16 protein-coding genes are annotated in these 17,238 nt (G+C 46.9%); 10 read left to right on the top strand and 6 right to left on the bottom strand.

Annotation, left to right across the window (positions count from 1 at the left end; translation table 11 throughout):
• Window positions 1-55: 55 nt before the first annotated feature.
• The 5 genes from treC (at window position 56) to QF041_RS07795 (ending at window position 5,545) form a co-directional block, all read left to right on the top strand.
• The gene (gene treC / locus QF041_RS07815; protein ID WP_307413349.1) at window positions 56-1,777 is read left to right on the top strand and encodes an alpha,alpha-phosphotrehalase; all 1,722 of its coding nucleotides are present in this window, start codon (window positions 56-58) and stop codon (window positions 1,775-1,777) included.
• Window positions 1,778-1,805: 28 nt separating this feature from the next.
• Entirely contained in the window at window positions 1,806-3,824 is a 2,019-nt protein-coding gene (gene treP / locus QF041_RS07810; RefSeq protein ID WP_307413347.1) for a PTS system trehalose-specific EIIBC component, read from the top strand.
• 225 nt (window positions 3,825-4,049) lie between these two features.
• Window positions 4,050-4,898 carry a chemotaxis protein gene (locus QF041_RS07805; RefSeq protein ID WP_076249579.1) on the top strand — a complete coding sequence of 283 codons (849 nt, stop codon included), beginning with the start codon at window positions 4,050-4,052 and terminating at the stop codon, window positions 4,896-4,898.
• Between the two features lie 102 nt (window positions 4,899-5,000).
• Window positions 5,001-5,264, top strand: coding sequence for a YkgJ family cysteine cluster protein (locus QF041_RS07800; RefSeq protein WP_017688873.1), 264 nt, complete (start codon window positions 5,001-5,003; stop codon window positions 5,262-5,264).
• Between the two features lie 77 nt (window positions 5,265-5,341).
• Complete coding sequence (locus QF041_RS07795; RefSeq protein WP_017688872.1) at window positions 5,342-5,545, top strand: hypothetical protein; 204 nt, start codon at window positions 5,342-5,344, stop codon at window positions 5,543-5,545.
• 129 nt (window positions 5,546-5,674) lie between these two features.
• On the opposite strand, the gene QF041_RS07790 is transcribed toward QF041_RS07795, so the two are convergent.
• The 3 genes from QF041_RS07790 to QF041_RS07780 form a co-directional block, all read right to left on the bottom strand.
• Window positions 5,675-6,790, bottom strand: coding sequence for an AbrB family transcriptional regulator (locus QF041_RS07790; RefSeq protein WP_307413343.1), 1,116 nt, complete (start codon window positions 6,788-6,790; stop codon window positions 5,675-5,677).
• Between the two features lie 148 nt (window positions 6,791-6,938).
• Window positions 6,939-8,249, bottom strand: coding sequence for an MFS transporter (locus QF041_RS07785; RefSeq protein ID WP_307413342.1), 1,311 nt, complete (start codon window positions 8,247-8,249; stop codon window positions 6,939-6,941).
• A 77-nt stretch (window positions 8,250-8,326) separates the two neighbouring features.
• Window positions 8,327-9,037, bottom strand: coding sequence for an O-methyltransferase (locus QF041_RS07780; protein WP_307413340.1), 711 nt, complete (start codon window positions 9,035-9,037; stop codon window positions 8,327-8,329).
• A 132-nt stretch (window positions 9,038-9,169) separates the two neighbouring features.
• Here QF041_RS07780 and QF041_RS07775 point away from each other — a divergent pair, with 132 nt between their 5' ends.
• Window positions 9,170-10,066 (top strand): LysR family transcriptional regulator, encoded by an 897-nt coding sequence (locus tag QF041_RS07775; protein WP_036608744.1) that lies wholly within the window; start codon window positions 9,170-9,172, stop codon window positions 10,064-10,066.
• 117 nt (window positions 10,067-10,183) lie between these two features.
• On the opposite strand, the gene QF041_RS07770 is transcribed toward QF041_RS07775, so the two are convergent.
• Together QF041_RS07770 and QF041_RS07765 are read right to left on the bottom strand one after the other, a co-directional pair.
• Window positions 10,184-10,900: a YoaK family protein gene (locus QF041_RS07770; RefSeq protein ID WP_307413338.1), complete on the bottom strand. Its 717-nt coding sequence runs from the start codon at window positions 10,898-10,900 to the stop codon at window positions 10,184-10,186.
• Window positions 10,901-10,985: 85 nt separating this feature from the next.
• Window positions 10,986-11,858, bottom strand: coding sequence for an alpha/beta hydrolase family protein (locus QF041_RS07765; protein WP_307413336.1), 873 nt, complete (start codon window positions 11,856-11,858; stop codon window positions 10,986-10,988).
• Window positions 11,859-12,102: 244 nt separating this feature from the next.
• Between QF041_RS07765 and QF041_RS07760 the strand changes: the two genes are divergently transcribed.
• Together QF041_RS07760 and QF041_RS07755 are read left to right on the top strand one after the other, a co-directional pair.
• Entirely contained in the window at window positions 12,103-12,846 is a 744-nt protein-coding gene (locus QF041_RS07760) for a GTP pyrophosphokinase (RefSeq protein ID WP_062834047.1), read from the top strand.
• A gap of 6 nt (window positions 12,847-12,852) precedes the next feature.
• Window positions 12,853-14,088: a multidrug effflux MFS transporter gene (locus tag QF041_RS07755; protein ID WP_307413334.1), complete on the top strand. Its 1,236-nt coding sequence runs from the start codon at window positions 12,853-12,855 to the stop codon at window positions 14,086-14,088.
• A 137-nt stretch (window positions 14,089-14,225) separates the two neighbouring features.
• Here QF041_RS07755 and QF041_RS07750 read toward each other — a convergent pair whose 3' ends face one another.
• Window positions 14,226-14,834: a hypothetical protein gene (locus tag QF041_RS07750; protein WP_307413332.1), complete on the bottom strand. Its 609-nt coding sequence runs from the start codon at window positions 14,832-14,834 to the stop codon at window positions 14,226-14,228.
• 463 nt (window positions 14,835-15,297) lie between these two features.
• Between QF041_RS07750 and QF041_RS07745 the strand changes: the two genes are divergently transcribed.
• Both QF041_RS07745 and QF041_RS07740 read left to right on the top strand, forming a co-directional pair.
• The gene (locus tag QF041_RS07745; RefSeq protein WP_307413330.1) at window positions 15,298-16,290 is read left to right on the top strand and encodes an iron-hydroxamate ABC transporter substrate-binding protein; all 993 of its coding nucleotides are present in this window, start codon (window positions 15,298-15,300) and stop codon (window positions 16,288-16,290) included.
• A gap of 169 nt (window positions 16,291-16,459) precedes the next feature.
• Window positions 16,460-17,080, top strand: coding sequence for a flavin reductase family protein (locus QF041_RS07740; protein WP_076217035.1), 621 nt, complete (start codon window positions 16,460-16,462; stop codon window positions 17,078-17,080).
• The last annotated feature ends 158 nt before the right edge of the window (window positions 17,081-17,238 follow it).

Here is a 17,238-nt window from a genome sequence, read left to right as displayed (position 1 = left end):
TGAAGTTAACCGAGAACATCACATGAGAGCATTACAATTTATTGGAGGCGTTAACATGAGTTCTAATAATACAACTCCGTCATCTTGGTGGAAGACATCAACGGTGTATCAGGTATATCCGAAGAGTTTTAATGATACAACCGGATCGGGTACTGGAGATATTCGTGGATTAACCGAGAAGCTTGATTATTTGCAGCATCTGGGTATCGATATTGTGTGGTTACAGCCGGTATATGTATCCCCGCAGCATGATAATGGATATGACGTAGCGGACTATTACCGGATTAATCCGGATTATGGGACGATGGAGGATTTTGACGAACTGCTGAAAGGTCTGAAGGCTCGTGATATGAAACTGATGATTGATATCGTGGTGAATCACTCCTCGACCGATCATGAGTGGTTCCAGCAATCCCGTTCTTCCAAGGATAATCCGTATCGGGATTATTATATTTGGAAAGATCCTGCCCCGGATGGCGGTGTGCCAAACAACTGGCAATCCAAGTTCGGTGGGCCCGCGTGGCAGTATGATGAACAGACGGGACAATATTTCCTGACTTTATTTGATAAAACGCAGGCAGATCTGAATTGGGAGAATGAAGAAGTACGCAAAGCTGTACGGGATATGATCAAGTTCTGGGCGGAAAAGGGTGTGGATGGTTTCCGTATGGACGTGATTAACCTGATCTCCAAAGACCAGCGGTTCCCTGATGATGATGGCAGCGTGTCACCGGGTGATGGACGCAAATACTACACGGATGGACCACGTGTGCATGAGTACATTACCGAGATGTATGAAGAAGTATTCGGGCCTTACAACATGGTGACTGTAGGGGAAATGTCTTCCACAACACTGGAACATTGTATCCAATATTCGAACCCGGCTTCCCGGGAGTTTTCGATGACGTTTAACTTCCATCACCTAAAAGTGGATTATCCGAATGGTCAGAAGTGGGAACTGATGCCGTATGATTTCGAAGCGATGAAGCAGCTCTTCAGTGAGTGGCAAACTGGCATGCAGGCCGGTGGAGGTTGGAACGCGCTGTTCCTTAATAACCATGATCAGCCGCGGGCGCTATCCCGATTCGCCGATGATGGTGATTATCGTGCCGAGAGTGCGAAGATGCTTGCAACAACGATACACGGAATGCAAGGTACACCTTATGTCTACCAGGGAGAAGAGATCGGCATGCCGAATCCAGTCTGGAATGACGTTAGTGAGTTCCGCGATATCGAATCAACGAACATGTACCGCTTGCTTCAGGAAGAACGAGATAAATCCGCTGAAGAAGCTTTCAACATTGTAAAAGAGCGTTCCCGGGACAACTCCCGCACACCGATGCAGTGGAATGGAAGTCAGAATGCAGGCTTCACTACGGGAACACCTTGGCTGAAGGTGGATGAGCGGTATCCTTCCATTCACGTGGAACAGCAGCTGGCTGATCCAGATTCGATCTACTATCACTACCGCAAATTGATTGCCCTGCGTAAACAGGTTAACGTGCTGATCGACGGTCTGTATGAACGATTGGACGATGCACACCCGGATGTATTCGCCTACGCACGGACCAATGGAAGTGAGTCCCTGATTGTTGTATCCAACTTCAGTAAACGAGACGTCACGTTCTCGCTTCCGGAAGCAGTCTGGAATGATCATATTGCAGGCAAATCAGCAGAGTTACTCATAGGGAATACGGAGGCAGCCCCTGCGCTGACGCAGGAAATCTCTCTCAGTCCGTATGCATCCTATATGTGGCTTGTGCCACAACAGGACTAATCACATTTTATAAATAGGAAGTGACACTATGGCAATCGATAAAAAACAGGTTGAGGAGATCGTCCGGGCAGTCGGTGGCAAAGAGAATATTGAAGCTGCTACACACTGTGTTACACGACTCCGGTTTGCCTTGTACGATGAGAGTAAAGTGGATACTGAAAGTCTGGATCAGAATGATCTGGTTAAAGGACAATTCTCTTCCCAAGGACAATTCCAGGTCGTTATTGGGCCTGGTCTGGTAGATAAAGTCTATGATGAGATGATTCAGATTACCGGGGGAGATCGTTCTTCCAAGGATGATGTGAAGGCGGTTGCTGGTAAAAAGCAAAATCCAATCCAGCGAGCGATTAAAACACTCTCGGATATTTTCATTCCGATCTTGCCTGCAATCATTACGGCAGGTCTTTTGCTCGGGATTAACAATATTCTGACAGGCCCAGGCATTTTCTTTGATGGAAAATCACTGGTGGATGTTTATCCAGCCTGGAAGGATCTTGCGTCCATTATTAATACGATCGCAAGTACAGCCTTCACGTTCCTGCCGGCTCTAATTGGTTGGGCAGCTGTAAAAAGGTTCGGCGGCAGTCCGCTGCTCGGGATCGTGCTTGGTCTCATTCTGGTACATCCCGATCTGCTGAGTGCATATGGTTACGCTGATGCTGTGAATAATGGCACGGTGCCAACATGGAATCTGTTTGGTTGGGAGATTGAGAAGATCGGTTATCAAGGGCAGGTTCTACCGGTACTGGTATCGGCGTATCTGCTTGCGAAGATGGAGATTTTCCTGAACAAAAGGGTACATGATTCAATTAAACTGCTGGTCGTTGCACCGGTCACGTTGCTGATTACCGGATTCCTGGCCTTCACGATCATTGGACCAGTTACATTTGCCATTGCGAATGCAATTACTTCCGGCTTGATCTATGTTTACGATTCATACGCGGCGCTGGGTGGTCTGATCTACGGTGGTCTATACGCTTTGCTTGTTATCACCGGTATGCATCACACGTTCCTCGCGGTCGATGTTCAGCTCATTGGTAGTCAGGGCGGTACGTTCCTGTGGCCGATGCTGGCATTGTCCAACATCGCACAAGGTTCGGCGGCACTTGCGATGATGCTTGTCCTACGTGAGAAGAAAATGAGAGGACTTGCGGCAACGTCCTCGGTGTCGGCCTTCCTCGGGGTAACCGAGCCGGCGATCTTTGGTGTTAACATCCGTTACCGTTATCCGTTTATCTTTGGTATGGTCGGTTCCGCAATTGGTGGTGTGCTGCTGACGATGAATAATGTTCAGGCAACCTCCATCGGTGTAGGTGGCGTACCGGGATTCCTGTCGATTTTCCCTAACAAATGGGGTGTCTTCTTCATCGGCATGGCGATTGTCCTGATTGTACCCTTTGTACTGACCGTCCTTTTTGGCAGAGCCAAACTGAGAAAAGAAGATCGGAGTGCAAGCAATGAAACTGTTAATGAGCCTAAAGCGGCTACATCGCAGTCTGCTTCGGGTGTTACCTCTTCAACTGCAAAAACAGATCCAAACCAGCGCACACGTAGTGCAGCTCAAGTAGGGGACGAAGCAGTGAATACACTGGAAATCATGGCGCCATTAACAGGCCAGGCCGTATCACTGGAGCAAGTACCTGATCCGGCTTTTGCCGAGAAACAGATGGGTGAAGGTGTAGCGATTGAACCTTCCGGCAACCTGGTTGTTGCCCCGTTTGATGCTCAGGTAGCTCATGTGATCAAAAGTAAACATGCGGTGATTCTTGAACACGCGAGTGGATTACAAGTTCTGATTCATGTCGGGATTAATACAGTATCCCTCAAAGGTGAAGGCTTCAACATGCATGTGGAAGCTGGCGAGCATGTAAAGGCTGGACAAAAGCTGTTGGAGTTTGATCGTAAGGTAATTGAAGATGCGGGATACCCGCTGATTACACCGATTATCATTCCAGATGGTCAGGATATGGTTGAACGGGTGGAAGTCACGACAGGTGATGTTACATCTAATCAAAATGGTGTGTTGAAGGTTCATCTGAAAGGTTAATTGAATACAACAACAAGAAGGGGCTGCGTGATGTGCAGCTCCTTTTTGCTGTATGATCGTTATTTTCATGACGATCATGGTAAACTGTATATAAAATGGAAGAATCACATTTTTAAAATAATGGTGGTTGGAAAGGTTCTTCTGACAAAGCAAGCTTCAGGCATGTTCGAGTCGTGGCGTTCATATGGTGGAGAAAGAGTTCCTAGATCGATGAGGAGGAGAGCCATGACACGTATTGCGGTGATGGTCATTCATGGGCTGGGTATGCGGAAGGATGGGTACGCGGACAAGCTGATTGCTTGTTTGCATAAGGAATTGGACAAGGTGATGGTCTTGCCTGGCGCTTCCAAACAGATGCTGGATATCGAACCTGTATATTGGGCGGATGTATTTGAGGAGCGGGAAGAGGCGCTCTTTCAACAGCTCGTCAGCTCTCCGGGATTGAACTTTCAGGCGTTGCGCCGATTTGTCATCCATTACCTGGCTGATGCGGTTGCTTATCAACCGGTGGAAAATCAAGGCCATAACTATGATGCCGTACATCGAACGTTGAATCAGGCGATGCATACTCTTGCACAGCGTAATGGACCGGAAGCTCCGCTCTGTGTGGTTGCCCATAGTTTGGGTGCCGTAATCGCCAGTAACTTCTTCTACGATCTGCAATATCCGTCCAGTCGTGTTCCTGAGGTTGTGGATGTGAACTCGGCTCTGGAGCGGGGCGACACGCTGACCAATTTTTACTCGTTTGGTACAACCCTGCCCTTATGGAGCTTGCGTTACCATGACTTTAGTTGCCCAATTCAGGTGCCCTCTTCCCATGTGAATCAGTATTATGCCGGGCTGGAAGGGGAGTGGGTGAACTTCTACGATCGGGATGATATTCTGGGTTATCCGTTACGCCCCATTGATCCTGCTTATGAGAAAGCGGTTAAAGAAGATATTGAAGTGAACTCTGGCGGCGTGGCTATGAGTTGGAATCCGCTAAGTCATGGGGGGTATTTCTCCAATCGAAGTATGAATCGGAGAATTGCTCAGGGGCTGGCTCGAACCTGGACCTGGATAAATCGCTCATAATTAAGAGGTTCTAGCTTCATCCCATCTTCTTGGTATTGAAAACCGGTCTTTTTGAACACGTATTGTCAGTACTATAAGTATTAAAATTAGGAGGGTATATGTATGGAATGCAGGACAGGCTGTGCCGCATGTTGTATCGCGATTTCCATATCATCACCGATACCGGGCATGGCTCATGGCAAGCCGGCAGGTGTACGTTGTGTGCAGCTTACGGATGATAATCGCTGCGGAATTTTTGGCCAAAAAGATCGTCCTGCGGTATGCAGTGGATTGCAAGCTGAGGAAGAGATGTGTGGTAGCACCGATCAGGAAGCATTTGATATTCTAACCTGGTTGGAGCAAGAAACTGCACCGAAGGTAATATGAGTAGGTTGTTTTAATGAATTGGGATAATTATACTTAATAGGGAAGAAGGTCGATCAGAGAGAGGAGACGCGAATACAATGGGGCTTGTTAAACGTTTTGTATTGGTTGTTGTGAATATGATCGGAGAGTTATGGATGGGGTTTTACCGACGTAACTCGGATTATTATGACCATCAGACTTCGGAGTCCAAAAGTAAGATTGGCTATTATGCATTTATTATTGGGGCAACAGTGGTTACGGTGGGCATTGTAGGCTGGATGTACAACCGAATTTATTCATAAGTAGTCATTATGCTTAAAATTGACTGAGGCCAAATGCTGAAGATGAGTCTGTACAAATAAAAGAGAGTATCCGCAGGATGTGACATCAAATGGATACTCTCTTTGTCATGGGATCAGCTAGGAATATGATCATTGAAGTGAGGGCTTAACTTTCTTTTCTTTCAACATATGTACAAGAATCATCTTCAGTACGGAAGAGACGATGAAGAAAATAAACAGGATGCGAAATAATTGGTACCCGGATACAACCGAAAGATCGGCATTCACTTCATGTGCCATGATACTCATCTGATCCATTCCGCCAGGGGCCATACTGAGTAGTGAGGTAGCCGCCGAGAGGGAGAATACATTCATTAACAGATAACTCAATCCAAGCGCACCAGCAATGAGAAGTACACTGCTAATCACGGCTAGGGTCACCGTCTGTGTCTTACGTTGCAACTGTTCTGGCTTGAGCATCAGTCCAACATGACTGCCAATCATCAATTGCGATACGTTTAAGAGGGAGGTTGGCAGACTGGGCGTGTGCATCGTTGTGCTTAATTGAACGACACACATGACAATCATGGGGCCCAGCATAAAGGCCGTCGGAAATCGGAGTTTGCGTGCAACCCATGCACCCGCTACACAGAGCGGAGCATAGACAAGAATCTCGGGGAAAAGGGAACCCCACGTCGCTACGTCAATGAACGGATGATCCAAACCGCCACCTGCGATACCTCCAATCCACGGACTGAACAGCAGGAACGGAACACAGAAGACAATCATGATCAGCCGAGTCACCTGCAAAAACGTAACCAGCGTCAAGTTGATGGATTTCATCTCTTCTGCGAGGGACACCATCTGGGATAGTCCTCCTGGAATACTGCCAACCAGCAGGGAGGGGAAATCAAAGTCGGTTACCTTTGAAGCGATGTAAGCCGTAATCACACACAACCCGATTAAGAGCAAGGTCATCAGCAACATCATGGGAAGTTGTTGCAAAATGCCGTGTAATGCCTCTTCTGTTAAGGTGAGTCCAATCGAATAACCAACAATCAAAATGCCATAGTCCCGAATGGAGGCAGGCCACATGAGCGGCCATTTGGCGACTTGGGAGCCGAGCAGCATAAATACCATTGGCCCGAGCAACCACGGGATCGGTGTATGAATAATTGTGAATAGCAATCCGCCAAGAACAGAGACACCCAGACTAAGAAAAAACCGAAAGACAACGTGGGAACCAAGCTTGCGCATCAATTCCATCCGTTTAGCCTACCGGTTGAATGAGGTGGTATGAGACTCAGGTATGCATTCAGGTTTAATGAAATATTCATGTTCATGTGTGATCACTCCTGATGATGAGATACGTTGCGTTATCTGCGGAACAACCAGGCTGCTGCTGTTCAACTCATTAAGATCCTGCGAGAGCCGTAGCGGAAGGTTTGGGTTCTCTGAACATTACAAAGTACATCAGTGATGAAATAACGTATAGACAGCCTGTGATGCTGAATGTGATCGCATAACCCCAATACGTTCCGTACGTGGTGACCAGATAGGATTGAACAGGTCCCATGGTCGCCCAACCAATCATGAACGAGGTCTGCATCAGTGAATTGGCAATGCCACGGCGTTTGTCAGAGATCCGATCCACCAGTATGGCTGAATGAATGGGATTGGCTGCGTTCATCAATGCTTGTCTGAATAAGAAACTGAGCGAAGCGATGAACAACAGATTGGTGAAGCCTGTTAATAGAAGGAAGGGCAGCGACATGACCTGGAAAATGACAACGGCTCTTACGCTTCCGACCTTTGCCGCCAGGGTAGGACCAATCAGCATGGATACAATCGTCATAATCTGACCAAGTGCAATTAGTAAGCTCATGCCGCTCAGAGAAACCGAGAATCGATTGGTGAAATACAGATTCAGATACGGTACAACCAGTCCGGAACCTAATCCAATTAACAACTGAGTCACTATAAACTGACCAATCAGTCGGGAATCTTTTTTCTTCGTGATCGAATCCACCGTGCTTGGGGTATTCGTTGAATTTTCTTTTAGATCCGCATTGGGTTGAAGAACGGGTTGCGCCGGAATTGTTGTCTGCGGAGCAGCCTTGCCTTCGGTTACAAATAACAGTGGAATAAACGCAGCCAGTGTTGCTGCACCACCGACAAATAAAACCGTCTGCAATCCTGTCACTTTGGCGAGTCCTGCCGTATGTAACAAATCTGCGAATACACCGCCACCCAGGCTACCAAGAACCTGGGAAGCGAGCACAAGGGATGAATAATAACTGAACATCTTCAGCCGTTGGCTTTTCTTGACGTTTTCCGCCAGATAAGGAATGGCCAGTACTTGGAATACCCCAGCGAAAAGGCCAGAAAATACCGCGAACCAGATCAGTCCTGTAGCCGAATAATCGAAGGAGCGTCCGATCAGAAAGATTCCGCTGAATAACGCCCCGGTAATGAGCAGCCGCTTGCGGCTGAACAGATCACCGCATAGACCGATAGGAACAAACATAATGGCTGTTGCGAGTGATTGAATACTTACAATCTGGCCGTTCATTGTATCATTATAGCCCAGACCCTGAATGTACAGATTGTACAAGACAGAGAACATGCCATTTCCGATCTGATACAGAATGCTAGCCAGGAAAAACAGTTGAATATTGCGGGACCAGCCGCGAATTTCATCATTAATATGTTGTAAAACTCTCAAGTGGTTCCCCCCAGTCTGCCTGTGCAGTGATTCCAGTTTAACAGGAAAGGGGAATTTGCGGAAGAATTGACCACTGTTTATTTTGGTTCAGGGGCATCAATCACACGAGCAATGACGAATCCATCGTAACCTTTGCTACCGACCGTTTGCAGTGCTGTAGCTTCAAGCCGAGGGTGATCCGCGATCAACTGCAGGAATGATCGAACGCCTTGAACTCTGGGGTCTGTGCTGTCTGTGCGGATCACTTCACCGTCCCTGACGATATTATCACCAATAATAAGACTCCCCGGCCGAGTCAGTCGCAGGGCCCATCTCAGATAATCGGGATTACTCGGTTTGTCAGCATCGATGAAGATCATATCAAACGGTTCCCTGTATTCTTCCTGAACATCGGGAAGGGTGGTCAGGGCAGGACCAACTCTCAGGTCAACCTTGTGCATCAGTCCTGCTCGTGTGAGATTGGCTCGGGCCAAGTCTGCATGGTGTGATTCCGATTCCAGTGAGACGATGCGTCCGTGTTCAGGCAGCGCTCTTGCCATCCAGATGGTACTGTATCCACCCAATGTGCCGATTTCAAGTACACGGGATGCGTCTTGGATTTGCAGTATGAGCTGAAGTAACTTTCCTTGATTTGGTGTTACGTCATGAGCAGGAAGTCCAGCTTCGGCATTGCTTTTTAGTGTATGTTCAAGCAGGGAATCTGATGGAATCAGCAAATCATTCATGTAGTCGTCAACTTGAGTCCAGGTATGCTGTAGGTTGGTCGTATTTATATTTTTCATCTTCATATGTTCCTTTCCTTGTTCCTTGTATTGGATTTCTTATTTCAACTATAAATGGAGTGGATATATAAATAAAATATATATTATGTATGATAATATAACTTTAGATTATGTATTTGACGTGGAAGAGGTGTAAACATGAATCTGCATGGATTACGATTATTTCATGCCATCGTGAGATATGGCGGGGTCACTCGTGCCGCAGAGGAACTAAATATTAGTCAGCCTGCGGTATCTTCTCAGGTAAAGAAATTTGAACGTGAATTGGGAATCCAGCTTTTTGTTTCGGAGGGAAGAAGACTGGTGCTTACGGATGCCGGGATACAGTTAACAGGTTATGCGGAGCGTCTGTTCATGCTGGAGCAGGATGTCGAGAATTTTGTGCAGGATTTTCGGGAGGGCAAGAAAGGACTGATCCGTCTTACGGCAACCTACTTGCCTTCGAACTTTCTGTTGCCGGGCTGGATTGCGCGGTTTAAGCAAATGCACGAGGATGTGGAGATTGTTGTGAGCACAACCAACACCCGGATGGCATTTGACCAATTACTTCGTTATGAGGCAGAGATTGCAGTGTATGGTGGAAGTGGCATTACACATGCAGGTGTCCAATGGGATGAATTATTTGACGATGAGATGTGGTTTGTTGTGCACCCTGACCATCCGTATGCGGGAAAAGAAATCGAGCTGCATGAGATGATGGCAGAACCGTTCATCATGCGCGAAGAAGGCAGTGCCACGCGTGAGAGACTCGTTTCCCTTTGCACAACAAATAACCTGGCCGCTCCCCGCATTGCGCTTCAGTTCAACGGGCTGAACGAAACGATCAGTGCGGTGAAGGCAGGTTATGGGGCCAACTTTATATCTTCTTTGGTTGTGAACGAAGATGTGCAGCAAGGCAGGCTGGCACGTGTATTTGTTCGAGGTGTACAGCTGAGAAATACGGTTGCCGTATGTACACGAGCCGGGGAGGTATTATCGCCTGCTGCACAGCATCTGGTCAAGCTTATCCGCCAAGAAGCTGCTTTGATGAAATAAATAGCGTGATTGTACTTAAAATAACTTAAAGTCCATGTTCAAAAAGACCAGTTTTCAGTATCCTAAAGTGGACTTTTGAACAGCCACTTGAACATGGACAGGTTACTTCTTCAACTATTAACTTTCGCTTTGTTGTGATGTTCCCCATGCATGTAATCTGGCGTATAGGGTTACGCCGCCAATGATCAGGACAGGAATCCAGACTGCAATTATGGGCACACGGTGGAATAACAATGCGGCTGCAATGACGCCGATCAAATAGATGACAACAGCACCTGCACGAAGGTAGGCGTCTGTGGACAAGGCTTTGGCTAACGATCGGATATTGGCATGTCGCAGCTTTTTGAGGATGCTTACGGTATCTTCAACCACAGCGGCCAAATTATTGGTGAGCACGGTTGTTGAGATGCCAGCAATTCCAATGCGGCGTGCCGCAGTTGTTTGCATCCCCATTGCAACGGCTAGGATGACAATTAACAGATAGGACAGTTGTTCTGAAAATGGACTAATCATGGCGATCGCGAACAGCAGCAGCAATATGCTTTCAACAGTGAACACGGCTGTGACCCTGGAAGACCAGCCATTTTTGGTCTGCACAGGTCCAACCATATGTGCTGCAATGGCATTGCCGGCAATAAAACCGATGAGGGCAAGCAATGACCGCAGCACGACAAATTCCTGAGCACGGGCGATGGCAATACCGAGCAGTACAATATTTCCCGTCATATTGGCTGTGAGCACATGCCCCAGTCCCAGATATCCGATCAGGTCCACCATTCCGGCAGACATACAGAGAAGCAGCATGGCGTATTTTTGGAGGGTGCTTTGATTCATCCTATCCGTCCTTTCAAAAAAACGTAGCCCCTCCAGTATACAGCCATATCGCATGATTCTTCAAAATGATATTCATGGCTCAGGACTACGGCGCCGCAAGCCAGTCAAACATATTATTCACCGCTGACTCATGTATTCTCTGGTGAAAATGATGATCCTGCCCGCCATAGGCGTGAAACGTAACGTTAGCGCCCCGGCGCTTCAGCCAGTGGTACATCCGGGTGCCATGACTGTAATTCACCTGCGTATCCGATGTGCCGTGCATGATCAGCACGGGGCAGGATAGTTTGTTTGCATTCGACAAAGGGGAACGGGCAAGATATGCTTCCGGAACCGTACGGGGGGAACCACCGAGCACCCTTTTCAATGTACGTCTCAGGTCGGTTCGTTCATGATACGTGCGTTCCACATCGGCGACACCGCTCCATAGGACTAACTTATGTACTTTGTCTGGCCCATCATTATAGGCAGTTGCTGTATGTACCGCATTAATGGCTCCACGGGAGAACCCCATTAACGATATCCGAGTCGGGTCGACAAAAGGTAAACGCTGCATCAACCGATAAGCGGCATGCACATCTTCGGCATCTCTTCCGCCATACTCGTCACGACCTTCACCTCCTTCGTTGCCACGATAGGATGGGGCGAACACGATATAACCTTTATGTACAAATTGCTCAAGCCAAACAGTATTTACCCCGCCATAGCTGCCAAGTCCGCCGCGACAATAGATCAGCACAGGCCACTGTTCCGGTATGTTATCCGTATCATGCATTGTTGTAGAAGGGTAGTGGCTGGCGAGTGGTTGCAGATGTAGAGATGTATGTATGGAAGCGAATTCCGGACAGGCAGAGGAGACAGAGCCGGGATGAGCATATGTCGTGATATCAGGTGATGAACAACCTTGTGGCAGGTATAAATAAGCTTTAACCCGAAGTGTATCGGATGAATACGTCACTTGATAGAGCAGGAAAATCCACCTCTTTTATTAATAATTGCGGGCCAAATGACAGGGATATTTCTATAGGATGTACGTAAAATAAGTTCCCATACCTTCCAGGCTGAATCGCCAGCCCAAATGTAAGAAATTCGTTTATTGGCTCCATATGATTTATAATGGTTCAGGAGGCATATGCATTGACCGCTGTCCTCATTTTTATAAAACTAATTTTAGTGTGCAGAAAGAAAGGGAGAAAGCTATGATGAACGCTCCACATCCAATCGATCAATTCAAGAAATTCAAATATGAAATTACCAGATTTATGATGATCTATAAATTTGCTCTGGATCAAATGGAGACCAAGATTGAAGTCCTGAAGGAAGAATTCCAGTCTTTGCATGATTACAGTCCAATTGAGCATACAAAGTCCAGACTGAAATCACCTGAGAGCATTATGAACAAGATGTTCCGCAAGAATCATGAGTTAACATTTGAGAGCATCAAGCAAAATATCAAGGATATCGCCGGGGTACGGATTACATGTTCTTTTATCTCGGATATCTATCGCATTAAGGATATGCTGTGCAACCAGAGTGATCTGCGTGTACTGGAGGTCAAAGACTACATCGAGAATCCAAAGCCAAACGGTTACCAAAGCCTTCACCTTCTGGTGGAAGTGCCTGTGTACATGTCCAATGGTGAAGAACGAGCATGTGTGGAGATCCAGATCCGTACAATCGCGATGGATTTCTGGGCGAGTCTGGAGCATAAGATTTTTTATAAATACAATAAGGATGTTCCCGAGCATTTGACGAGAGAGTTAAAGAGTGCGGCAGATTCGGCAAATGCACTGGATCAACAGATGGAACGACTTCACCGTGAAATTCAGGAGATCAAGGACGCCGAGAACGAGCGGGATGAAGAAGAACTGCGCCGTATTATTATTAACAATCAACAGTTCACACTGCCGTCCAACCTGCTCAAGCTGCTGGGTAGCGGGGAGTAGTATTTGATGAAAAGTACAACAGCTTCATTGAACACAAACTCCACATCTCGTGTACGGATGGCTTTAATTCTGGGGACACTGTCGGCCTTTGGGCCGTTGTCCCTGGATATGTATTTACCCGCATTGCCCACGCTGGCTGATGAGTTTGGCTCATCTACTTCGTATGCTCAACTTAGTCTGACGGCGTGTATGATTGGACTTGCGGTTGGACAGTTGCTTGCCGGACCTCTAAGTGATGTACGTGGTCGGCGAACACCGCTCATTGCAGGGCTTGTGCTCTATACTATCGCCTCCATACTTTGCCTGGTCAGCCCTACGATGGGCTCTTTTGTTGTGCTGCGATTCATTCAGGGTGTAGCTGGAGCGGCAGGGATTGTCATCTCGCGCGCGATCGTCAGAGACGTATATTCGGGCCCGGAACTGACACGTTTCTTTTCTCTGTTAATGCTGATTAACGGCGTAGCCCCGATTGCTGCACCAATCATTGGTGGACAATTGTTGACGTATACGTCGTGGCGCGGCGTATTTATTCTGCTTAGCCTCATCGGAATACTGACACTGTTGGCTGTCATTTTCGGTCTTGGAGAGACATTGCCTTCCAATCGCAGATCAAGCGGGGGATTGAAGCAGACATTAATTACGTTTCGCCAAATCGCAGGGGATCGTCAGTTTATGGGTTATGCGTTGACCCAGGGTTTCGTAGCGGCTGGCATGTTTGCCTACATATCCGGTTCACCGTTTGTGCTTCAGAAAATATACGGGGTATCCCCGCAAATGTTTAGTGTTTGCTTTGCCATAAACGGGCTTGGTATTATTTTGGCCAGTCAGGTTGCCGGCAGACTTGCAGGTAAGGTATCTGAAACCCGGCTGTTAATCGCGGGGCTGCTAACCGCGGCGCTCGGAGGAACTTCACTGCTCATCGCCATTCTGGCTGGAGGTAATCTAATCTCTGTACTGATTCCGCTATTTTTGGTGGTATCCAGTGTTGGGTTGGTCAATACCGCGTCCTTCGCTTTGGCGATGGCCAATCAGGAGAAATCGGCTGGCAGTGCGTCTGCGCTTATTGGAGTGATGACGTTCCTGTTCGGTGGTATTGTTGCTCCCCTCGTAGGTCTCGGGGGAGAAGGCACAGCTGTGCCAATGGGAATCGTTATTGCGTGTGCTGATCTCGGTGCCTTGGTGATTTACTTCCTAATGGTCAGTAGAGGCAGGAAGCGCCAGAACGATCAAGTGTTGAGTTAAATGTACTGATTCTGCACACCTTGCGTTTATGGAGACTTAATAGCGTAAAGTGACTTTGGGTTAAAAGACCGAAAAAAAGCCTCATTTGGAAGGAATCATGCTTCCAAGTGGGGCTCTTGCTGTAGGTAAGGACAGGTTTAACAGAGTGCAAATAAAATCTGTGTATTGGACAGTATACCTGGCGTGAGGAATGGATAAAAGTACCCCACCACAAAACCAAACAAATTAATTGCAGGCCACATCAGGTAGACATCATTGTATGTGAAGACAAGGGACCATCGGTTGTAACAAAAGTTGGGCAGCACACGTTCTTCGTTATCTCGTGGTGCCGCTGCACCAGTCTGTGCAAATTGCACAGCTTGAGTGAGGCTTTGCGGCTGTTGCTGGAGGAAGAGCGGAAGCAGACCCGGGCTGCTTTTGATCAGGTTATACAGAAAAAGCATTTCTGCCGGAGGCTGACCTACCGGACGAGGATAGGCACTAAGCAGGGTGGGCAGATTGCCTTGAGTCAGCTGCGCAGGTACGCCCGGTGCTGTACCCGGGATTGTACCTGGAATGCCTCCAGGGATATATGGACCGGGTCCTCCGCCTGGAATGTATAGAGGATAGGAGCTTTGACCGCCAGGTATACCAGGAAACGTCGGACCACCCGGTGTGCCGCCACCGCCACCTCCTGGGAACAGTGGAGGCAATTGAAAGGAACGGTCTTCTCCATAACTTAGATAAGGGTTATATTCGTAATACATGTACAGAACATCCTTCCTGTCGTCGTATTCTGCATTTAGCATATGGCGGCATCCGCCTATAGGTGAATGCCGTCAAGAAGATTTTATATGATCTATATAGTTGAACTAATCATTTACACCAAACGGAGAAGATAGAAAAAACCTGAAAAAGCGAAGCGCTCGCATTTATCACCGGATTTTCCCTTAGAGAAAGGGGAATTGAAAAAATCTGGAGATAACAGCGATTGGAAGGTTGTTCTATCATCGTAGTGTCAGTGTAAATAATCCTTAGTTCAACTTTATAGCGCAGAGCAAAATCGAATTGACAACTGAACTGATAACAATTATCATTGTCAATGGAATCGGACAAATGTACATACGGATATTATATGTATCAATAATAGTGTCAATATTTTTGAACGTTGATATCTGTGACAATAACGCCGAATAAGGTTTCCATAATGGAATGAGAGGGGTTAACAAATTGCTTAAGAATAATAGAAAGATGATCATGCTTCTAATTACGGTGATGGTTATGTCCATCTGGTTGGCCGCGTGTGGAGCGAAGCCTGCAGAGAACGGAGCAGCAGGAGAGAGCGATACAACAACGGAGACAGAGACACAAACAGAAGCCGCTACAGAGCGCACATTAACAGATGCAATGGGACACGAAGTAACAATTCCCGCAAATCCGGAGCGCATCATCGCTTCTTATCTGGAAGACAATCTGGTAACACTTGGTGTTAAGCCAGTTGCCCAATGGTCTGTAGCCAACGGAATTCAGGAATATCTACAAAAAGATCTGAATGGTATTCCAACGATTGCCTTCGATCTGCCTTTCGAAGCGGTAACAAGTTTTAACCCGGATCTGATTATTATCGGTTCCGAAAGTGTGGTTGAAGGTGAGAAATACGAACAGTACAGTAAGATTGCACCGACTTTCGTACTCGGCGATGAGATTAATAGCGACTGGCGCAAAACGCAGCTGAAAATCGGTGAAATTTTGAATAAGAGTGCCGAAGCACAAAAAGCGCTGGATGATTACGAAGTTAAAGCTACAGAAATCAAGGAAAAAATCAACAACGTTACAGGTGGAACGAAATCGGCAGCGGCCATTTGGTTGGTTAGCGGCAAGTTTTTCATCGTAAGTGACAATGTATCGAGTGGAGAAGTGATGTACAAAGAACTTGGACTTGTAGAGCCTGAAGTTGTAAAAGAAATCTCTGCCAATGCGACAGGTAACTGGTCTTCCATCTCAATGGAGAAATTGGCTGAAATGGATGTAGACTACTTGTTCTTTGTGAATAGTGATGAAGGTACAGGGTCAGAAGCACTGAAAGATCCGGTATGGCAAAGCATCCCGGCTGTGAAAAATGGTAATTTGTTCGAATTTACCCGTTCCAGCAGCTGGCTGTATAGTGGAGTTCAAGCGAATCTTCAAATTATGGAAGACATCCAGAACAGCATCGTTAAATAAGAAATAGCCAATACGAAATGGCATGTTCAAACTCCTTGGTGCAATGGGCACCAGGGAGTTTTTTTGTTAATTCAGCATTTTACGATATATAATAAAGAAGCAGGATCATTGTCGTATCATGAAGTAGAGTTGTCATTTGCTTCACGAGCATGGAAGGGGATATTTACATATGTATACATTGGATCCACGTGAAATAACGGGAAGAGACAACTATAAACTGATGAGTGGTTCGGTGGTGCCACGTCCAATTGCTTTTGTGACGACACTTTCAGATGAGAATGGTGTAATTAATGCAGCGCCTTTTAGTTTCTTTAATGTGGTTAGTTCGGACCCACCGCTGTTATCCATATCCATTGCACGTAAAGACGGTATCATGAAAGATACTGCACGTAATGTGCTTGCTCATCAAGAACTGGTTGTGCATATCTGTGATGAAGCAATCATAACAGAAGTGAATGAGACAGCTGCCATACTGGAACCCCACGAAAGTGAGCTTGAGCGGACAAAACTTACTACAGTGCCAAGTACCAAGGTTGCTGTGCCAGGAATTCAGGAAGCACTCATTCGGATGGAGTGTGAGCTGTATCAGCACATTCCCATCACGAATGATGAGGGCAAACCGGTGAGTGACCTGCTGCTGGTACGCATTGTTCAGTATCATTTCAGCGAACAAGTCTACAATCCGGACAAGGGCTATATCCTGATGGATCATTTGAAACCAGTCAGCCGACTGGCGGGTAATGATTATGCCAAGCTTGGGGAGAGATTCACGGTGATTCGACCTGAATAGTTCTGACAGATCGAATATGTAATATAGGAACGGGTTTAATCCGGTAGCAAAGGCGGACAGCACGTGCGAAACTCGCATATGTTGTCCGCCTTTGCTTGTTAATATGAACATAAACAGGACAGGGAGTGAATAGACTTGTACTATATCCTGCACATATG

This window comes from Paenibacillus sp. W2I17, assembly GCF_030815985.1.
Classification (GTDB): Bacteria; Bacillota; Bacilli; order Paenibacillales; family Paenibacillaceae; genus Paenibacillus.
The sequence above is the reverse complement of the archived record's forward strand: the minus strand, read 5'-3'. Positions and strand labels throughout refer to the sequence as shown.